The following is a 17,615-nucleotide window of genomic DNA, read 5'->3' as shown; positions in this document are numbered from 1 at the left end:
TCCCCTCATCGGGCATTCGTCGAAACGCGCGGCGGCGTGGCAAGGGCGCGCACAGTCACGCCGCCCATGGGCTGCGCCGGGTTGTGCGCCAACATGTAAAACGGGGCTGAAGTGAATCGTACCGGTTGTACCCCCGCGTCTGCTGCCACGACGACCGAACGCACGCCCATCGGCAGCGTCGGCAAGCGCCGCTGCCCGCCCATTGCCGCAGGGGCGAAAGCCACCGACTCGGCGCGAAGCGCCATTTCCCGTTCTGCAACGCGCACGCCCGCTTCACGGGGCGACTGCAACGCCAAAACGCCCGTTACCACCACCGCAACGAGCGTGGCAGCCACCGCGCTCCAGCGCCACCACGCGTCGTTTGCTGCGGTAACGGGCGTCGTTCCGTCCCCTCCTGCAGCGTCTGCCAAGCGAGCCAGTTCCCTTTGCGGGGGTGCTTCGGAGCCGGGCTCTGCGATGCGCTGCAGCACCGCAGCGACGAAACCGTCCGACAGTGTTGCGAGCGGTTCGCCACGCAGCGCTGCACCGATCAGCGCGTAGGTTCCCCAGGTGCTTCGTGTGTTGGGGTCGCGCAGGATCGCTTCGAGATCGAGATCCGTTGCCGGTTCCGCGTACTCGTCGTCGAACCACGCGGAGAGCACTTCCTCGTTGCCATTCAACCGATCCATCTTCGCCTCGTCTGCCTTGTCGTTATCGCAATCCCCGAACTACCAGCGTCGATCGGGTGGTGTTTCCAGAAGGGGGCGCAATCGGCGAGCAATCGCTTCCCGCGCCCGAAAAATGCGGGACCGCACCGTTCCGATCGGGCACCCCATCGCCTCTGCGATCGCTTCGTAACTCAACCCTTCAAGCTCCCGTAATTGGATTGCCGTGCGCAATTCTTCCGGGAGCTCGGCCATCGCTGCCTCCACCGTCCGCGCGATCTCCTGCGAAAGCAGCAACCGTTCCGGCGTCTCGTCCGTTCCCTGTCCATCCAGAAGGTCGAACGACTCTCCTTCGTCGTTGGCCTGGGTCGTGCTTGCCGTAGTCACCTCGCGTTTCGCGCTCACCAGATGGTTCTTCGCGGTATTGAGCGCAATCCGGTAGAGCCAGGTATAAAACGCGCTTTCGCCGCGAAACGCATTGATGGCGCGGTACGCTTTGATAAATGCTTCCTGCGCCAAATCTTCTACCTCAGCGGGATCGTGCACCAACCGCGAGATCAAACGCTCCACCCGGCGGCGGTATTTTTCCACCAACAACCCAAACGCTGCCTGGTCGCCCGCCTGCACGCGTGCCACCAACGCTGCATCGGTAAGCGCCCGAGGCGTATCCTGCACGCCGCGATCCGTTTTCGAAGTATTTGCCGCCATGCGCGCATTATACGCGGCGCGCCGTGCTCTGATACTGACCATGGATCGCAGGAAATGTTCCGGAATATGCTAGGATTGGTGCGCGCAATTCGCTAGGGGAAAGGCTGTGACCGCGCATTGCTTCGAAGTCTTGGTGATTGGCTCAGGTCTTGCCGGACAATCGGTAGCACTTCGTCTTGCCGACCAGCGCCGCGTCTTGCTTGTTGCGAAACGGTCACTCACCGACACGGCCACCCAATGGGCACAAGGCGGCATCGCCGCTGCGCTCGACACCCCCGAAGGAATCGCGTCGCACATTCAAGACACGCTGATCGCCGGCGCCGGGCTTTGTAACGTCGAAACGGTTCGTTTCGTCGTCGAACACGGCCACCGCGCGATCGAATGGTTGATCGCGCAAGGTGTGCCCTTTACGCGCGACGCCGACGGCAGTTACCACCTGACGCGCGAAGGGGGCCATTCCGAGCGGCGCATCTACCATTCGGCCGACGCCACCGGCGCTGCGGTCCAAGAGACCCTCACTGCGAAAGTGCGTGCCCACCCCAACATCACCATTTGGGAGAATCACCTCGCGCTCGATCTCATCACCGGCGCGCGGGCGGGAATGCCGGAGCGGGGGTGCGTGGGCGCGTACCTCTTCGACCGCACCACCGGCTGGGTGAAAACGGTCGCAGCGTCGCACACTGTGCTTGCCACTGGTGGCGCCGGGAAGGTCTACCTCTACTCGACCAACCCCGATATCGCAACGGGTGACGGGATCGCGATGGCGTGGCGCGCCGGCTGTCGCGTCGCGAACATGGAGTTCATCCAGTTCCATCCCACCTGCCTCTACCATCCCCACGCCAAATCTTTCTTGATCAGCGAAGCGGTGCGCGGCGAAGGAGGTATCCTCAAACTCCCGAACGGCGAGCGGTTCATGCCGCGCCACGATCCGCGTGCGGAGCTTGCGCCACGCGACATCGTCGCGCGGGCGATCGACTTCGAGATGAAGAAACACGGGCTCGATTGCGTCTATCTCGACATCAGCCACAAACCGGCCGAATGGATTCGCAGCCATTTCCCCACCATCACGCAGCGCTGTCTCGAGCTCGGGATCGACATCACGCGCGAGCCGATCCCCGTGGTACCGGCGGCCCATTACACCTGCGGCGGCGTCGTGGTCGATCTCCGCGCTCGCACCGACCTTCCCAACCTCTATGCAGTAGGCGAAACCTCATGTACGGGGCTGCACGGCGCCAATCGCTTGGCCAGCAATTCCCTTTTGGAATGCGTGGTATTTGGCGAAGCGGCTGCGAACGACATCCTCGCGCAGCCGGTCTTTCCTGCCTGTGTCCTCCCCGAATGGGATGAGAGCCAGGTTACCGATCCGGACGAAGAGGTGGTGATCTCCCACAACTGGGATGAGCTGCGCCGCTTCATGTGGGACTACGTCGGTATCGTGCGCAGCGACAAACGGTTGTTGCGCGCGATGCACCGCATCCGTCTCTTGAAACGGGAAATCGACGAGTTCTATGCCCACTTTCGCGTGAACAACGACCTCATCGAGTTACGCAACCTCGTGCTCGTCGCCGAACTGATCGTCCGTTCGGCGATGCGCCGCAAGGAGAGCCGAGGGCTGCACTATTCACGTGACTACTCCGAACCGTTACCGAAAGCGCGCAATACGGTGCTTCGCCCACGGCGGCCCCGCTGAAAACGATCCTTTGATCCCGTTTTCGGCGCATCGTCCCGTCAAGCCAGCGGTTGCGCAGCGTCCCCGATCCAACCGTGCGCGCGAACCGCAAGACGCCAGTCATCGGCAGCGGAGAGCCGCCACCATTCGATCCAAATGGTGAAATGGGCTCCCTTGACCGTACGGGCGGTGAGTCGCCACCACAACCCCACGCGCTGAAGCGCAACGAGCCGTGCGGTGTTGTCTGCGAACTGGGTGGTCAGGATTGCGCCATGCGGTCCCGTCGGACGCCGAACCCTCCGCAACCGGTCCCCTTCGAGCAGGTACCCCGCGCCACGGTGTTGCTGCCAGCGCCACGCCGTCCCGGAGAGCGACAAAGCAAGCGAAACGACCGCCAGTACGAGCGCTTTGCCGGCGAGGAAAGGGAACACAACCCCCGCACAGAGCCCGTGCACACCCACAAGCAATACAAACGTCTGCATTGGGGGCGGCAGAAAGATCGCATCGGAAGCGGCGCGCGTGCTATCTGCCCCCTTTCTGGGCGCTGCACCCGTTTCGGTTGCCGCGCAACCGCGTGCTGCTTCAGATCCGCTTGAAGACGAGCGTTGCGTTGGTGCCACCGAATCCGAACGAATTAGAGAGCGCGGCGCGAATCTTCGTCGCCCGCGCCGTGTGCGGACAGTAATCGAGATCGCACCCTTCGCCCGGTTCGTCGAGGTTGATGGTGGGCGGTGCAATCTGATGGTGTAGCGCAAGGATCGTAAAGATCGCCTCCACGCCGCCTGCGGCCCCCAGCAGATGCCCCGTCATCGACTTGGTCGAACTCATGATCAGCCGCTTCGCATGGTCGCCGAACGCGCGCTTCACTGCCAACGTTTCGGCGACGTCACCCAACGGCGTCGAGGTACCATGCGCGTTGATGTAATCGATTTCGTCTGGGTCGAGGCGCGCATCCCGCAGCGCATTCCGCATGCACCGCATCGCCCCGTTGCCATCCTCACACGGCGCGGTCATGTGGAAGGCGTCCGCGCTCATGCCGTACCCGGCCAGCTCCGCGTAGATCTTCGCGCCCCGGCGCTTCGCATGTTCGTACTCTTCCAAGACGACCACGCCGGCACCTTCACCCAGCACGAACCCGTCGCGCGCTTTGTCCCACGGACGGGACGCCTTTTCGGGTTCGTCATTACGGGTCGAGAGCGCCTTCGCAGAGGCAAAGCCACCGATCGCTAGCGGCGTCACGGTCGATTCGGCACCCCCGGCGATCATCACGTCGGCATCGCCGTACTGGATCAGACGCGCCGATTCACCGATCGAGTGGGTTCCGGTGGCACACGCGGAAACGACGGAGAGGTTGGGGCCTTTCGCGCCGAGCAAGATCGAGAGGTTGCCCGAGATCATGTTGATGATCGAACTGGGGATGAAGAAGGGCGAAATCTTACGCGCCCCGCCGTTGAGGAAATCGTGGTGCGTGGACTCGATCATCGGCAGACCGCCGATTCCTGAGCCGATATTGACCCCCACCCGTTCGGCGTTGGCTTCGGTGATTTCCAATCCGGCGTCGCGAACTGCCTGAATGCCTGCCGCCATGCCGTAATGGATGAAGAGATCCATTCGGCGCGCCTCTTTCTTCGGCAGGTACGCTGTAACGTCGAACTCCTTGACTTCCCCAGCGATGCGCACCGGAAACGTGCTTGCGTCGAAACGCGTGATGGGACCAATGCCAGAGCGCCCCTCGACGATGTTTTTCCACGCCTCTTCGACACCATTGCCTACGGGAGAAACGATCCCTAGGCCGGTCACGACCACGCGCCGACGCATGCCGTACTCCTTCGGATAAACGGATATTATTTGTTGAGGTGCGCGACGATGTAATCGATCGCCTGTTGCACCGTGGTGATCTTTTCAGCCTCCTCGTCCGGGATTTCGCACTCGAACTCCTCCTCGAGCGCCATGACGAGCTCAACCGTATCGAGCGAATCGGCCCCCAGATCCTCGACGAAAGACGACTCGTTCTTGATGTCGGCCTCATTCACGCCGAGTTGTTCGGCCACAACCTTTTTCACACGCTGCTCGATTTGCTCGATGTTTTCCATTTCGGATGACTCCTTGAACGGGATGAAAAGCGGAGTTATTCTACCAAAGCAAAAAGCAATTCAAGCCTTTTTCACGCCATGTACATACCCCCATTGACGTGGAGTGTGGCGCCGGTGACATAGGATGCCGCGGGTGACGCCAAGAAGAGCACACACCCGGCAACTTCCGCCACCGACCCCAGGCGTCCCAATGCGATCTGGTTTGCGAGCACCTCGCGTTGGGCTTCGGGCAACGCTTCGGTCATATTGGTTTCGATGAAACCCGGCGCAACGCAGTTCACGGTGATGTTGCGGCTGCCCAATTCGCGCGCGAGCGCCCGGCTCATCCCCGCAACGCCCGCTTTCGCCGCAGCGTAGTTGGCCTGCCCGGCGTTCCCCATGCTGCCGACCACCGAGGTGATATTGATGATCCGCCCGTACCGCGCTTTCATCATCCCTTTGAGCACGAGCCGCGACAGACGAAAGACCGCGGTGAGGTTGGTGTCGATCACCGCCTGCCATTCGTCGTCCTTCATCCGCATCGCCAGGTTGTCTTTGGTAATGCCCGCGTTATTGACCAAAATAGCGATCGCACCGCGCTCTTTCTCGATCGCGCGAACCAAGCGCTCGGCCGCAGCGCCGTCGGTGACATCGAGCACATGCCCTTCGCCATCAAGCCCTGCCGCAGCAAAACGGGCACGAATCGCCGCCGCGCCCTGTTCGCTCGTTGCCGTTCCGATCACATAGGCGCCCGCCGCAGCCAGCCAGTCAGCCACCGCCGAGCCGATCCCTCGCGACGCACCGGTAACGAGCGCCGTTTGCCCATCCAACCGAAACGCGCGCGCAACCGTTTCCTGCACCGTCGTTTCCATCTCAATCCTTTCCGTCATGGCGTTCTGTCTCGAGCAGCGACTGCACGGCTTGCGCGTCGCTCAACGCGACGCTTTCGAGTGACTTGACGATCCGCTTCGTGAGTGCTGCGAGCACTTTCCCAGGACCACACTCGACCACGCGCGTGACACCCGAAGCCGCTGCGTGCTCGATCGTTTCGATCCAGCGAACAGGGGAATAGGCTTGCGCAACGAGCGCGGCACGAATCGCTTCCGGCTCGGCGTGGGTCGCCACGTCGACGTTGTGGATCACCGGAATGCGGGGCGAATGCACCTCGACCTCGGCGAGCGCTGCCGCGAGCCGCTCCGCAGCGGGGCGCATCAGCGCACAGTGAAAAGGCGCACTCACGGGCAAGAGCACCGCGCGTTTGGCACCGCGCGCTTTCGCGAGCTCCGCAGCCCGCAAGACCGCGTCCCGATGCCCCGCAACCACGATCTGTCCGGGGGCGTTGAGGTTCGCGGGCGCAACGATCTCCTCTGCTGATGCGGCCTGAGCACACACGTCGGAGACCGCCGCAGCGTCGAGCCCCAGGATCGCGGCCATCGCACCCACGCCCTCCGGCACCGCTTCTTGCATCGCCTCCCCACGCAAGCGAACCAACCGGACGGCATCGGAAAAAGCGAGCGCTTCGGCAGCAACCAGCGCACTGTATTCGCCCAGGCTGTGTCCTGCGACGAACGCAGGATCATGGCCACCGAGCGCTTTCCATGCCCGCCAGACCGCGACGCCAGCGGTGAGCATCACCGGCTGGGTATTGCGCGTACGCGTCAGTTCCGCCTCCGGCCCCTGATCGACCAGACGCCACAGATCGATCCCCAGGGCGTCGCTCGCCTCCCGAAAGGTTTCCCGAATTTCCGGCAATCCTTCGTAGGCGCGCATCATGCCGACACTCTGTGACCCCTGACCGGGAAAGACAAACATCGTCGTCATGCGTCTCCTCGCTTTTTGGTTCAGGTCACCAACGCAACAGCGCAGCGCCCCAGGTAAAACCGCCACCGATCCCTTCGAGCAGCACCATTTGACCGGGCAGAATCTGCCCCGCCTGCACCGCATCGCACAACGCAAGCGGTATCGACGCCGCCGAGGTATTACCGTGCTGCTGCACGGAAGTTAGTACCCGCGAAAAAGGAACCCCCAAACGCTTGGCCGTCGCATCCAAAATGCGTATGTTGGCTTGATGCGGCACCAACCAGTCGAGTTGATCTGGGGTCATCTGCGCCACCTCGAGCACTTCTCGTGCAACGTCGGCAAGCGACTGCACGGCAAATTTGAATACCGCTTGACCCTGCATCCGGACGAACGGATCTCCGGTCACCTGGCCATTCGCAGTCTGGCCCGGAACACAGAGAAGATGCCGGTGGCGTCCGTCGGCGTGCAATTTCGTCGCCAAAATACCGGGCGCGTCGCTCGCTTCGAGCAGCACCGCACCCGCCCCATCGCCGAAGAGCACGCATGTGGTGCGGTCGCGCCAATCCAGGATGCGGGAGAAGATTTCGGCACCGATCACCAGCGCCCGCTGCGCGGCGCCCAACCGTATGAATTGGTCGGCCAGCGTCAACGCATAGACGAAACCGGTGCACACGGCTTGGACGTCGAACGCCGGCGAACCGTTGGTGATCCCCAGTTTGTCCTGCACGATCGTCGCAGTGCTGGGAAAAATCATGTCGGGCGTCGACGTGGCCAGAACGATCAGATCCACGTCGTTCGGCTGCCAACCTGCGCTTGCGAGCGCCTGCTGCGCCGCAGCGACCGCAAGATCACTCGTCTGTTCGTCGTCGGCGGCAAAGTGGCGTGTCGCGATACCGGAACGCGTGCGGATCCACTCATCCGAAGTATCAACCCCGCGCGCGACGAGATCTTCGTTGGTAACGGGGCGCCCTGGAAGGTACCCACCTACCGCGACGAGCCGAGAATAGCGGGCCATCGTCTCCCCTTTCATCCCGCAGAAGGCCTCGAGTCAGCCGTGTTTTCCGCGGCGCAAACCCCGTTGAGTGCCGCCAACTGCTCTGCGACGCGATCGACCAAGCGATGGGTGCCGGCCTCCCAAGCCCGCTCGAGCGCCCAACCAAATGCATACGCATCGACCCCGCCATGACTCTTCACGACGGCGCCGCGCAAGCCGACCAAAACCGCCCCGTTGTACCGCCGCGGATCGACACGATCCTTGAAGCGGCGCAACACCGGCAATGCGACCATCGCGGCCAGTTTCGTCCACCACGCACGGGAAAACTCTTCCCGCAGGAACGTGGCCAACATCTGCGCAAGCCCCTCGGTCGTCTTCAACGCCACGTTGCCGACGAACCCGTCGCACACCACCACGTCGGCAGTGCCCGCATAGATATCTTCCACGTTGCCGACGAAATTGAGCGGTGACGCAGCAAGAAATTCCGCGGCTTCGCGAACGACCTGGTTGCCTTTGATCGCCTCTTCGCCGATATTGAGCAACCCCACCCGCGGTTCAGAGACCCCTTCGACCGCGCGCACCAAGGCTGCCCCCATCACACCGAATTGGAGGAGGTGTTCTGCGGTGCAGTCGACGTTCGCACCCAGATCGAGCACCCAAACCCGACCCGTGCGCGCCGGCAACACCGTCGCGATCGCCGGGCGATCGATCCCAGGCAAGGTTTTGAGGACGAAACGGGCAATCGCCATCAGCGCACCGGTATTGCCGGCAGAGACGGCTGCCACCGCCCGACCATCTCGCACCAACTCGATCGCACGGCGCATCGACGAGTCGCGCTTGGTGCGCAACGCCGACTGAGGCAACTCGTCCATCGCGACGACCTGAGACGCCGGCTCTAAGGTGATTCGGTCCGGAAAACGGCGCGCAAGACGCTCGACTTCGGGCGCCAACCGATCCGGCATACCCACCGCAATGACGCGTGCGACGGTGTTGTTGGTCAAAAACGTTTCGATCGCGGGAATCGTGACGGAGACCCCACGGTCTCCGCCCATACAATCGACAGCGAGCGCGCTGTTCATTCGCCAGCGGTATCGATCACTTTACGACCGCGATAAAAACCGCTCGGCGTCACATGGTGACGAAGATGGACTTCACCCCTAGTGGCATCGACCGCGATTGGCGGATTCTTCAAACGGTCGTGCGACCGATGCATGCCACGCTTCGACGGTGATTTTTTGTTCTGCTGAACAGCCATGATTTAGCGCTCCATTTGAAGTAACACGGAAAAAGGGGAAAGCGGTTCGCCCACTTGCGTCGGCCCCGGCAACGCGCACGCATCATGCACCGCACCTTGAGGCCACGCCAACAACAGCTCCTCTTCCAACAGCTCGAGTAGCGTGATCGGTTCGTCCATCACGCGCGCATCCCAGTTCTCCTCCTCGAGCTCCTCTTCCGGAATCGCCGCCGCAGACCGGTACCAAACGACCAGACGTTCGATCGCCACCGTCCAAGGCGCCACCGCGAGACAATGCGGGCAGACCACGGGCAGCACGCCTTCGAGGCGCAGCCGACTCGCGGCACGCCCTTCCGGCGTTCGTTCGGGCTCGACCCGCCAATCGAGCGTCGCGGCAAGGTCACCGATCTGCTCCGCTGCACGCGCAAACCGTGCTGCGGCCACTTTTCCGGACCACGGCGCGTCGCCTCGAACGAAAGCAACCGGATCGAATACCTGAGCGAGGAGATCAGGATGTTCGGACATAAGAGCGGAATGATAAAATGTTCGCCACTTTTTGTCAAAGCCTTGCGTCCCGATGAACAGACCCGATTCTGCGCTTTTGGTGCTCGCATCTACCTCCCCTTACCGCCGTGCGTTGCTGGCACGACTCAACCTCGATTTCGTCACCGCAAACCCCGAAACCGACGAAACCCCGCAACCCAACGAATCGCCGCGCGACCTTGCCTTGCGTCTTGCCAAAGCCAAGGCGCGCGCTGCGGCCCGTCAATTCGCGCAACCTGCCCTCATCATCGGCAGCGACCAAGTGGCCGCGCTGGGCAACGAACGCTTCGGCAAACCGGGCACGCCGGAGCGCGCGATCGCGCAACTCAAGCGCATGCGCGGGGAAACCGTCTATTTTTATACGGCAGTCGCCGTTTTCGACACCGTGACGCAACAGAGCCGGGTAACCGAGGTTCCCACCGCGGTGACTTTTCGCGCCGACCTCAGTGACGACGCGATCGAACGGTACGTACGCACCGAACACCCGCTCGATTGCGCTGGCGCCGCCAAAATCGAAGCACTCGGCATCGCGCTGGTCGAAAAAGTGGTCAGCGACGACCCAACGGCGCTCATTGGACTACCGTTGATCGCCACCGTTCGGCTGCTGCGCCATTTCGGCTGGCAAATCCCGTAACACACTGTCCAGTGCCCGCTGGGGCACCCCACCTTCGGTCGGCCGCCCCAGCCGTTTGACGCACTGCGCAAGCGCCCCAGGTAGCGGCGCATCGCACACGACACGCCGACCTGATTCGGGATGACGAAACGCTAGGCGGCTGGCGTGAAGAAACAACCGCGGCAGATCGAGTCGACGCGCTACCACCTTATTGAGCGAAAAATCGCCGTACTTTTCGTCTCCGGCGATCGGGTGCCCGACGTGCGCCAAATGGGCGCGAATTTGATGGGTCCTTCCCGTATGGATCCGCACTTCGACCAGCGAAAATCCCGGCGCGGGCGCGCCCCACGCCGCAAGACGAACCACCTCCGAATCCGAAGGTTTGCCCGTCTCGGCAATGCGAACCCGTCGCTCACCCGCCGCGGTCAAATAGCGCTCAAGTGGCGCGCGAATGCGCAGACGCGATTCTGTGAGCATCCCGACTGTCAGAGCGAGGTAGGTTTTCGCCACCTCGCCAGCACGCCAAGCCGCTTGCAGCCCTTTCAAAGCGCGGCGCGTTTTTGCGATCACGAGCAACCCGGACGTATCCCGGTCGAGCCGATGGACGAGCTCCCAACGCTGCGCTCCTGGCCAATGGGCACGCACCCACTCGATCAATCCCCAGGAGAGACCCGACCCGCCATGGACCGCGACTCCAGAGGGTTTGTCGACGACGAGCAGCGCCTCATCCTCATAAACCACCGAAAGCGAAGCGAGCGCCCGCGCGGGCGGCACCACCGCACTGGCGGGTTCAGGCAAACGCAGCGGCGGCACCCGCACCGTCTGGCCCGCGTGCAACCGACTGTCGGGTTGCGCACGGCAACCATCGACCCGCACTTCACCGCTACGGATGATGCGATAGATCAACGCTTTCGGCGCCCCCTTCAGATGGCGACGCAAGAAATTGTCCAACCGCTGCGGCCCCTCGGTCACCTGCAAAAAACGCACCGCGGTCTTGACCGGCGCGGTTTCGAGATCTTGCGCTTTTCCCATAATCAGTACTATACTTCACCCTTGACCAAGACCCGATCTTACTCCTTTGGTCGAGCCATTTATCACCGCTCCCAAAAGGGTCTTGACCGGTTTTTTCGTTACGCACTGAACCCGACCAACCTACCCCGGCGGTGCCTGACGTAAGGAAAGCAAGTGAAGCGCTCATTGGGTTTCGAGCGCTCCATCGAGGAATCCGTGAACACGATTTTTTTGGCCTTCTTCCCGCTTCTTCTCATTGCGCTCGCCTGTACCTTTAGGCGTAAGAGCGTTGTGCTGGCTGCTTTTCGGTCTAAGCCAACCCTCTGTGCGCATCGCGAAGCGGTGCGGTCCGCACGGCTCATCCCTCCCCTTTCCCGTCGGGTCCCGCCCATCGACTCGTGGAGACCCGAATCCGATGAAACGCATGCTCTTCAATGCCACGCAAGCCGAAGAATTGCGCGTGGCGATCGTAGATGGCCAGAAACTGATCGATATCGACATCGAATCCGCCCACCGCGAACAACGTAAGGGCAACATCTATAAAGCGGTCATCACCCGCATCGAACCCAGTCTGGAAGCGGTCTTCGTCGACTACGGCGAAGAGCGGCATGGTTTCCTTCCCTTCAAGGAGGTTGCGCGCAGCTACTGGCGGAGCACCGAACAGAACGGTCGCACCCGTGTCCAAGACGCGCTCGAAGTCGGTCAAGAGCTGATCGTTCAAGTCGAAAAAGAGGAGCGCGGCAACAAAGGCGCGGCACTCACCACGTATGTTTCGCTCGCAGGGCGTTATCTGGTCCTGATGCCCAACAACCCGCGCGGCGGCGGCGTTTCTCGCCGCATCGACGGTGAAGAGCGCGCCGAACTCAAACAGATGCTGGAGCTGCTCAACGTCCCGGAGGGCATGAGCCTGATCGCACGCACCGCAGCGATCGGCCATTCGCTCGAAGAACTCCAATGGGACCTCGACTACCTGTTGAAGCTCTGGCGCGCGATCGAAGAAGCGGCAAACGCCCAAAAAGCCCCTTTCCTCATCTATCAAGAGAGCGCGCTCGTCATCCGCGCGATCCGCGACTACTTCCAGCCCGACATCAGCGAAATCCTCTGCGACACCGACGAAATTTACGAGCAGGCGCGCCAGTTCATGCAGCACGTGATGCCCGACTGTGTGCGCCGTGTCAAACGGTACGCCGATGATGTCCCGCTTTTTTCCCGCTTTCAGATCGAACATCAGATCGAAACCGCGTACGCGCGCCAAGTAACCCTGCCCTCTGGCGGCGCGATCGTAATCGACCACACCGAAGCGCTTGTCGCGATCGACGTCAACTCCGGCAAAGCGACCAAAGGTGCCGACATCGAAGAGACCGCGCTCAAGACCAACCTCGAAGCGGCGGAAGAGATCGCGCGACAGCTGCGGCTACGCGACCTAGGCGGCCTGATCGTGATCGACTTCATCGACATGGAAAACCCGAAAAACCAGCGGGAAGTCGAACAGAAACTCAAAGAGGCGCTGCACTTCGACCGGGCGCGGGTCCAGATGGGGCGCATCAGCAAATTTGGGCTCCTCGAGCTCTCACGGCAACGGCTCCGCCCGGCGCTCGCCGAAGGCACCTATGTCCCCTGCCCGCGCTGCAGTGGCACCGGTCATATCCGCAGCACCGAATCGGCCGCGCTGCATATCCTGCGCATCATCGAAGAAGAAGCGATCAAAGAGCATACCGCCGCGGTTTATGTTCAAGTTCCGGTCGACGTCGGCACCTTTTTGCTCAACGAAAAACGGTTCGACGTCGCCCGTATCGAGGCGCGCCACCAGGTCCGCGTCGTGATCATCCCCAACCGGCACATGGAAACGCCAGCGCACGAAGTGGTGCGGCTGCGCCACGACCAAATCGACAACCTGGACGTGCGCTTGGTGAGCTACGAACTGGTCACGCCGCCAGCGCCGGAAACCGCGCCGACGAACCTCCTGTCCGAGCGCAAAGCGCCCAAGCAAGAAGCCGCGGTGAAAGGGATCGCCCCCGACGCCCCGCCCCCGGTCACGCGAGCAACGGACGCACCGGAAGACGCGACGGCAGACACGGCGCCGACGGCCCAAACCACCGAGGCACCCCAGCAAGCTCCGCTGCTTCAGCGCCTTTTCGCGTGGCTCAAAAGCTTGATGGGACCGGGCGACACCAGCGCTACCTCATCGGAAACCGAAACCGCGAGCCCGTCCGCGCCACCGGTGCGAAATGGCAACGGTCGCCGCAACGGCAACAGACGTCGCCCACCGCGCCGCAAACGGAGCGACGAATCGCCGCGCGACGCGTTGACCAGCGAAACGAGAACCCCACAGCCGCAAACCTTAAGCGCCTTGGCCGAATCTGCCGACTCCTCCCTCGCGTCATCGGCTGAATCGGAAACGAGCGCCGAACCGTTGGAACTCGTACTCACGCCGGAGAGCGGCAGCGAATCGCCGGCCAAACGGCGTCGCCGCCGCAGCCGGGGGCGGCGCAAAGAGTCGGCTGCCGAAAGCGAGACCACTGCTCCGACCGAAACCTACGACGCAGCAACCACCGAAACCACTTCGGCGGTAGCGGACACAACCGAGGAGCTTCCGGCTGAAGAACCGACCCCGACCGCACCGTCAGCAGCATCGGCACAACCGGCCGAAACCGCGCGCGAAGCGGCCAAAGGGGCTGAAACCGCACAACCCGAGGCCACCGAACCTGCCGTGACGGCATCCACCGATGCGGCAGAAGAAATAGCAACGCCAGCACCCGAGCACGCCGAGAAGGAGCGCGTACCTGACGACGGCATCCTTCCAGAACGGCAGCTCCCGGTACCGGTTACGCCAGCAGTCACGGAAGTAGAGGCAGTAAGCGCTGCTGGCGAAACGACAGATACTCCAACTGCAGCGGGCGAAACGGCTCTTGACACCACCCAACGTCCGGAGGCAGAGCCTGGCGCAACCGCGGCAGTCGTGCCGCAAGACGGCGAAACAGCCGAGCAGACACCCGCTGACGAAAAGCCCGGTGCCGAATCGCAACCGGCTGCACCAGAAGCCACGGCACCCGAAGCAGCCGAACCCCAATCCGGTGCGTCGCCTGCGAATGCCGAAGGCTCCGAAGAAGTGCCAGTACTGCTTGCGCCGCTTCCAGTCCCGGAACGGCTCGACGGTTCGCTGGCCGCCATCCCCCCGGGGCGTCCAGCGGTTTCGCAAAACCTGAGTGAAGGCGACCCGCGTGACGGCAACACGGCAACGGAAGCCGCGCTTGGCACCCCTGCGTCGACAACGGACCTACCAGCGGGCGCGGTAGAGGACGCGCCCCACGAAACCCCGCCGACAATGTCCGAACCGGGCGTGCCGCCCGCCAACGCGGCGCCTTCTGCAACCGCTGCGCCATCGTCCCGCAACGCAGAGACGCCGAAGGGCAACGAGTCGCACGAGGTTACGGACGAGCCTGCCCCGCGCCGCGAAACCGATACCGCGGCGCTGCGGGAAATGGTCGCGCAAGCGGGCCTCGTCTGGATCGAAACCGACCCCAGCCGCGTCACTTATCGACCGGTTTTCCCGCAGCCTGAAGGCTTGGGGCGCGTGATCCCGCGCGCCCCAAAGCGCGACGAAGGGCCGCTCATCCAGGTGGAGACGCGGCGCAACTAACCGCTTTGCGTGGCTCGATTGGTCTCTTCCAGCCAATCGAGCCACGCCATCGCCCCATCTTCGATGAGGTCGAGCACCTGCTCGAACCCTTCTCGCCCACCATAGTAAGGGTCTGGCACTTCGTAATTCGGAAACACGCGGCTTTGCGCCATGAAAAGCGCCAACTGCGCGTGTGCCTCGAGCGGACGCATCCGTTCGAGCAGCGCCAGGTGGCCGCGATCCATTGCCAGAATCCAATCGAAGCGCCTAAAATCGTCGCGGCAGATTTGCCGCGCACGCAGCGTCGACAAATCATAGCCACGGGCGCGCGCGGCCCGAAGCGTCCGCGGGTCCGGTGGTTCGCCCACATGATAGTCGTGCGTGCCTGCCGAATCGACCGTAACCCATGTCCATCCGCGCTGCTGCGCCAGATGGCGCAATACCCCTTCCGCGGTCGGCGACCGGCAGATATTGCCCGTGCACACACACAACAAACGAATCGGCGTCGTCATACTCCCTCCTGAAGCGGAATCGGCAAGGCGTCACGCCACCGTCTCGAACCCGAACACCGACTGCCGCAACGCCAGCAATTGATCGCGCACCGCCGCCGCCTTTTCGAATTCGAGCGCCTCGGCGTGGCGTTTCATCTCGCGCTCCAGCTTCTGAATCGCTTTCGCGACCGCGTGCGGATCACTGCGGTCGAGCTGCGCCAACCAATCCCCGTCCGCACGCGACGCCGCGCGACCGCTTGTACGGGCCGCCGCGCCCTCACCGCTTGCAGGCAGCCCATCGATCAACTCTTTGACCGCTTTGACCACCGAACGGGGGGTAATTCCGTGCGCCGTGTTGTAAGCGATCTGTTTGGCCCGCCGCCGCTCGGTCTCCTCGATCGCGCGGCGCATCGAATCGGTGACCGTATCCGCGTAAAGGATCGCAGTTCCATGAACGTGGCGCGCCGCGCGACCAATCGTCTGAATCAACGACCGCTCGGAACGTAAAAACCCCTCTTTGTCGGCGTCGAAGATCGCCACCAACGAAACCTCGGGAATATCGAGCCCTTCGCGCAACAGGTTGATCCCGACCAGAAGGTCGAACGCCCCCAAGCGTAGGTCGCGGATGATCTCGGCGCGCTCCACCGTGTCGATGTCGGAATGGAGGTGCCGCGCCCGGACGCCGTTTTCGTTGAGAAACTCGGTGAGGTCTTCGGCCATCCGCTTGGTGAGCACCGTCACCAATACCCGCTCACCGCGCGCGATGCGCTGTTTTGCTTCATGGAGCAGATCATCGACCTGCTGCGACGCGGGACGCACCCACACCTCCGGATCGACGAGACCGGTGGGGCGCACCACCAGTTCGACCACCGCGTCGCTCGTTTCCCGTTCATAATCCCCTGGCGTTGCCGAAACGAAAACCGTCTGCGGCATCCGTGCTTCGAACTCCGCCCAAGTGAGCGGCCGATTGTCCATCGCACTCGGCAGGCGAAAGCCGTACTCGACCAGATTGGCCTTGCGCGCGCGATCGCCGCGGTACATTCCCCCGATCTGTCCCACCGTGACGTGCGACTCGTCGATGAACAACACCGCGTCGGGAGGCAAATAGTCCATCAACGTCGGCGGCGGCTCCCCGGGCGCACGGCCCGAAAGGTGGCGCGAATAGTTTTCGATCCCTTTGCAAAACCCCACCTCTTCGAGCATTTCCAGATCGAAGAGTGTGCGCTGCTCGAGCCGCTGCGCTTCGACCACCTTCCCCGCAGCAAGCAGCGCTTCGCGCCGCTCCCGCAGCTCGGCCTTGATCGCGTCGATCGCGCGCAACACGGTTGCGCGCGGTGTGACGAAGTGGCTCGACGGATAGACCGTGAACCGGGAAAGCTGCTGCACCACCGCACCGGTGAGCGGATCGAAGAGCTTCAACGCCTCGATCTCGTCGTCGAACCACGCCACCCGCAGCGCCCATTCGGCGTGTTCGGCCGGAAAGATATCGATCGCCTCACCGCGCACCCGGAACGTCCCGCGCACGAAATCGGTCTCGGTGCGCTCGTACTGCATCGCCACCAGACGCTCGATCGCCGCCCGGCGCGAAAGCTGCTCCCCCACCCGCAAGTGGAGGATCATCGCGTGGTAGTCCACCGGATCCCCGATCCCGTAGATGCACGAGACGGTGGCAACAATCACCACGTCACGCCGTTCCAACAGGCTCTTCGTCGCCGACAAGCGCATCTGCTCGATGTGCGCGTTGATGCTCGAATCCTTTTCGATGTAGAGATCACGGCTCGGCACGTAGGCTTCGGGTTGGTAGTAGTCGTAATACGAAACGAAGTATTCAACCGCGTTCTTGGGAAAAAATTCGCGAAACTCGCTGTAGAGCTGCGCCGCCAAGGTCTTGTTCGGCGCAATCACCAACGCCGGGCGCCCAAGGCGCGCGATGACGTTGGCCATCGTGAACGTCTTGCCGGAACCGGTCACCCCCAACAACACCTGGCGTGCCAGACCAGCCTCGAACCCATCGACCAACTGCGCAATCGCCTGCGGCTGATCCCCTGCTGGCGGATAAGGGGCGTAGAGCACGAAAGGGCTACCGGGGAAACGGTGCCACGTCCCGTGATCCGCGCCGTTTGGGTCCGTTGCGACCCCAGGATTCGGCACCGAATCGCCCTGAGGTGCCGTGGTAGAATCGTTCGTCGTCACACGCTTCATTCCCTCATTATCGCA

General features: G+C 62.8%; 17 protein-coding genes. 3 read left to right on the top strand and 14 right to left on the bottom strand.

The window, feature by feature from the left end; genetic code table 11:
- Window positions 1-5 precede the first annotated feature (5 nt).
- Window positions 6-668 (bottom strand): sigma-E factor negative regulatory protein, encoded by a 663-nt coding sequence (locus ACYQ4Z_RS00800; protein ID WP_438438615.1) that lies wholly within the window; start codon window positions 666-668, stop codon window positions 6-8.
- Window positions 669-707: 39 nt separating this feature from the next.
- Window positions 708-1,352 carry an RNA polymerase sigma factor RpoE gene (gene rpoE, locus ACYQ4Z_RS00795; RefSeq protein ID WP_119334444.1) on the bottom strand — a complete coding sequence of 215 codons (645 nt, stop codon included), beginning with the start codon at window positions 1,350-1,352 and terminating at the stop codon, window positions 708-710.
- Between the two features lie 106 nt (window positions 1,353-1,458).
- Here rpoE and nadB point away from each other — a divergent pair, with 106 nt between their 5' ends.
- Window positions 1,459-3,042, top strand: a complete 1,584-nt coding sequence (nadB, locus tag ACYQ4Z_RS00790; protein WP_219972308.1) for an L-aspartate oxidase — start codon at window positions 1,459-1,461, stop codon at window positions 3,040-3,042.
- Between the two features lie 38 nt (window positions 3,043-3,080).
- Here nadB and ACYQ4Z_RS00785 read toward each other — a convergent pair whose 3' ends face one another.
- The 9 genes from ACYQ4Z_RS00785 to ACYQ4Z_RS00745 form a co-directional block, all read right to left on the bottom strand.
- Window positions 3,081-3,503 carry a hypothetical protein gene (locus tag ACYQ4Z_RS00785; protein WP_459859761.1) on the bottom strand — a complete coding sequence of 141 codons (423 nt, stop codon included), beginning with the start codon at window positions 3,501-3,503 and terminating at the stop codon, window positions 3,081-3,083.
- A 100-nt stretch (window positions 3,504-3,603) separates the two neighbouring features.
- Window positions 3,604-4,839 (bottom strand): beta-ketoacyl-ACP synthase II, encoded by a 1,236-nt coding sequence (gene fabF / locus ACYQ4Z_RS00780; RefSeq protein ID WP_219972311.1) that lies wholly within the window; start codon window positions 4,837-4,839, stop codon window positions 3,604-3,606.
- A gap of 26 nt (window positions 4,840-4,865) precedes the next feature.
- Window positions 4,866-5,105, bottom strand: a complete 240-nt coding sequence (gene acpP, locus ACYQ4Z_RS00775) for an acyl carrier protein (RefSeq protein ID WP_119336026.1) — start codon at window positions 5,103-5,105, stop codon at window positions 4,866-4,868.
- A gap of 80 nt (window positions 5,106-5,185) precedes the next feature.
- Window positions 5,186-5,965: a 3-oxoacyl-ACP reductase FabG gene (fabG, locus tag ACYQ4Z_RS00770; protein WP_219972312.1), complete on the bottom strand. Its 780-nt coding sequence runs from the start codon at window positions 5,963-5,965 to the stop codon at window positions 5,186-5,188.
- Between the two features lies 1 nt (window position 5,966).
- The gene (gene fabD, locus ACYQ4Z_RS00765; RefSeq protein WP_219972313.1) at window positions 5,967-6,914 is read right to left on the bottom strand and encodes an ACP S-malonyltransferase; all 948 of its coding nucleotides are present in this window, start codon (window positions 6,912-6,914) and stop codon (window positions 5,967-5,969) included.
- Window positions 6,915-6,939: 25 nt separating this feature from the next.
- The gene (locus ACYQ4Z_RS00760) at window positions 6,940-7,908 is read right to left on the bottom strand and encodes a beta-ketoacyl-ACP synthase III (RefSeq protein WP_119334437.1); all 969 of its coding nucleotides are present in this window, start codon (window positions 7,906-7,908) and stop codon (window positions 6,940-6,942) included.
- 11 nt (window positions 7,909-7,919) lie between these two features.
- Complete coding sequence (plsX, locus tag ACYQ4Z_RS00755) at window positions 7,920-8,966, bottom strand: phosphate acyltransferase PlsX (RefSeq protein WP_219972315.1); 1,047 nt, start codon at window positions 8,964-8,966, stop codon at window positions 7,920-7,922.
- Window positions 8,963-9,142, bottom strand: coding sequence for a 50S ribosomal protein L32 (gene rpmF / locus ACYQ4Z_RS00750; protein ID WP_219972316.1), 180 nt, complete (start codon window positions 9,140-9,142; stop codon window positions 8,963-8,965). Before rpmF ends, plsX begins: the two co-directional genes overlap by 4 nt.
- A gap of 3 nt (window positions 9,143-9,145) precedes the next feature.
- Entirely contained in the window at window positions 9,146-9,646 is a 501-nt protein-coding gene (locus ACYQ4Z_RS00745) for a YceD family protein (RefSeq protein ID WP_219972317.1), read from the bottom strand.
- Window positions 9,647-9,698: 52 nt separating this feature from the next.
- Here ACYQ4Z_RS00745 and ACYQ4Z_RS00740 point away from each other — a divergent pair, with 52 nt between their 5' ends.
- Window positions 9,699-10,298, top strand: a complete 600-nt coding sequence (locus ACYQ4Z_RS00740; RefSeq protein WP_219972318.1) for a Maf family protein — start codon at window positions 9,699-9,701, stop codon at window positions 10,296-10,298.
- On the opposite strand, the gene ACYQ4Z_RS00735 is transcribed toward ACYQ4Z_RS00740, so the two are convergent.
- On the bottom strand, window positions 10,242-11,309 hold the full coding sequence (locus tag ACYQ4Z_RS00735; protein ID WP_219972319.1) for an RluA family pseudouridine synthase: 1,068 nt from the start codon (window positions 11,307-11,309) through the stop codon (window positions 10,242-10,244). The two genes, ACYQ4Z_RS00740 and ACYQ4Z_RS00735, sit on opposite strands and share 57 nt — an antisense overlap.
- Window positions 11,310-11,703: 394 nt before the next feature.
- On the opposite strand from ACYQ4Z_RS00735, the gene ACYQ4Z_RS00730 reads away from it, so the two are divergent.
- Window positions 11,704-14,928, top strand: a complete 3,225-nt coding sequence (locus tag ACYQ4Z_RS00730) for an Rne/Rng family ribonuclease (RefSeq protein WP_459859758.1) — start codon at window positions 11,704-11,706, stop codon at window positions 14,926-14,928.
- Here ACYQ4Z_RS00730 and ACYQ4Z_RS00725 read toward each other — a convergent pair.
- Window positions 14,925-15,419: a low molecular weight protein-tyrosine-phosphatase gene (locus tag ACYQ4Z_RS00725; RefSeq protein WP_219972323.1), complete on the bottom strand. Its 495-nt coding sequence runs from the start codon at window positions 15,417-15,419 to the stop codon at window positions 14,925-14,927. The genes ACYQ4Z_RS00730 and ACYQ4Z_RS00725 overlap by 4 nt on opposite strands.
- Before the next feature lie 30 nt (window positions 15,420-15,449).
- Window positions 15,450-17,549 carry an excinuclease ABC subunit UvrB gene (gene uvrB / locus ACYQ4Z_RS00720; RefSeq protein ID WP_459860453.1) on the bottom strand — a complete coding sequence of 700 codons (2,100 nt, stop codon included), beginning with the start codon at window positions 17,547-17,549 and terminating at the stop codon, window positions 15,450-15,452.
- Window positions 17,550-17,615: the final 66 nt, after the last annotated feature.

It is taken from the genome of Hydrogenophilus hirschii (assembly GCF_054656675.1).
Note: the sequence above shows the minus strand (reverse complement) of the source record. Positions and strands in the feature narration are given on the sequence as shown.

Excerpts from the sequence above, each read along its gene's own strand:
- ACYQ4Z_RS00800 (WP_438438615.1), bottom strand. The coding sequence starts at position 668 with ATGGATCGGTTGAATGGCAACGAGGAAGTGCTCTCCGCGTGGTTCGAC.
- rpoE (WP_119334444.1), bottom strand. The coding sequence starts at position 1,352 with ATGGCGGCAAATACTTCGAAAACGGATCGCGGCGTGCAGGATACGCCT.
- ACYQ4Z_RS00785 (WP_459859761.1), bottom strand. The coding sequence starts at position 3,503 with ATGCAGACGTTTGTATTGCTTGTGGGTGTGCACGGGCTCTGTGCGGGG.
- fabF (WP_219972311.1), bottom strand. The coding sequence starts at position 4,839 with ATGCGTCGGCGCGTGGTCGTGACCGGCCTAGGGATCGTTTCTCCCGTA.
- fabG (WP_219972312.1), bottom strand. The coding sequence starts at position 5,965 with ATGGAAACGACGGTGCAGGAAACGGTTGCGCGCGCGTTTCGGTTGGAT.
- fabD (WP_219972313.1), bottom strand. The coding sequence starts at position 6,914 with ATGACGACGATGTTTGTCTTTCCCGGTCAGGGGTCACAGAGTGTCGGC.
- ACYQ4Z_RS00760 (WP_119334437.1), bottom strand. The coding sequence starts at position 7,908 with ATGGCCCGCTATTCTCGGCTCGTCGCGGTAGGTGGGTACCTTCCAGGG.
- plsX (WP_219972315.1), bottom strand. The coding sequence starts at position 8,966 with ATGAACAGCGCGCTCGCTGTCGATTGTATGGGCGGAGACCGTGGGGTC.
- rpmF (WP_219972316.1), bottom strand. The coding sequence starts at position 9,142 with ATGGCTGTTCAGCAGAACAAAAAATCACCGTCGAAGCGTGGCATGCAT.
- ACYQ4Z_RS00745 (WP_219972317.1), bottom strand. The coding sequence starts at position 9,646 with ATGTCCGAACATCCTGATCTCCTCGCTCAGGTATTCGATCCGGTTGCT.
- ACYQ4Z_RS00740 (WP_219972318.1), top strand. The coding sequence starts at position 9,699 with ATGAACAGACCCGATTCTGCGCTTTTGGTGCTCGCATCTACCTCCCCT.
- ACYQ4Z_RS00735 (WP_219972319.1), bottom strand. The coding sequence starts at position 11,309 with ATGGGAAAAGCGCAAGATCTCGAAACCGCGCCGGTCAAGACCGCGGTG.
- ACYQ4Z_RS00730 (WP_459859758.1), top strand. The coding sequence starts at position 11,704 with ATGAAACGCATGCTCTTCAATGCCACGCAAGCCGAAGAATTGCGCGTG.
- ACYQ4Z_RS00725 (WP_219972323.1), bottom strand. The coding sequence starts at position 15,419 with ATGACGACGCCGATTCGTTTGTTGTGTGTGTGCACGGGCAATATCTGC.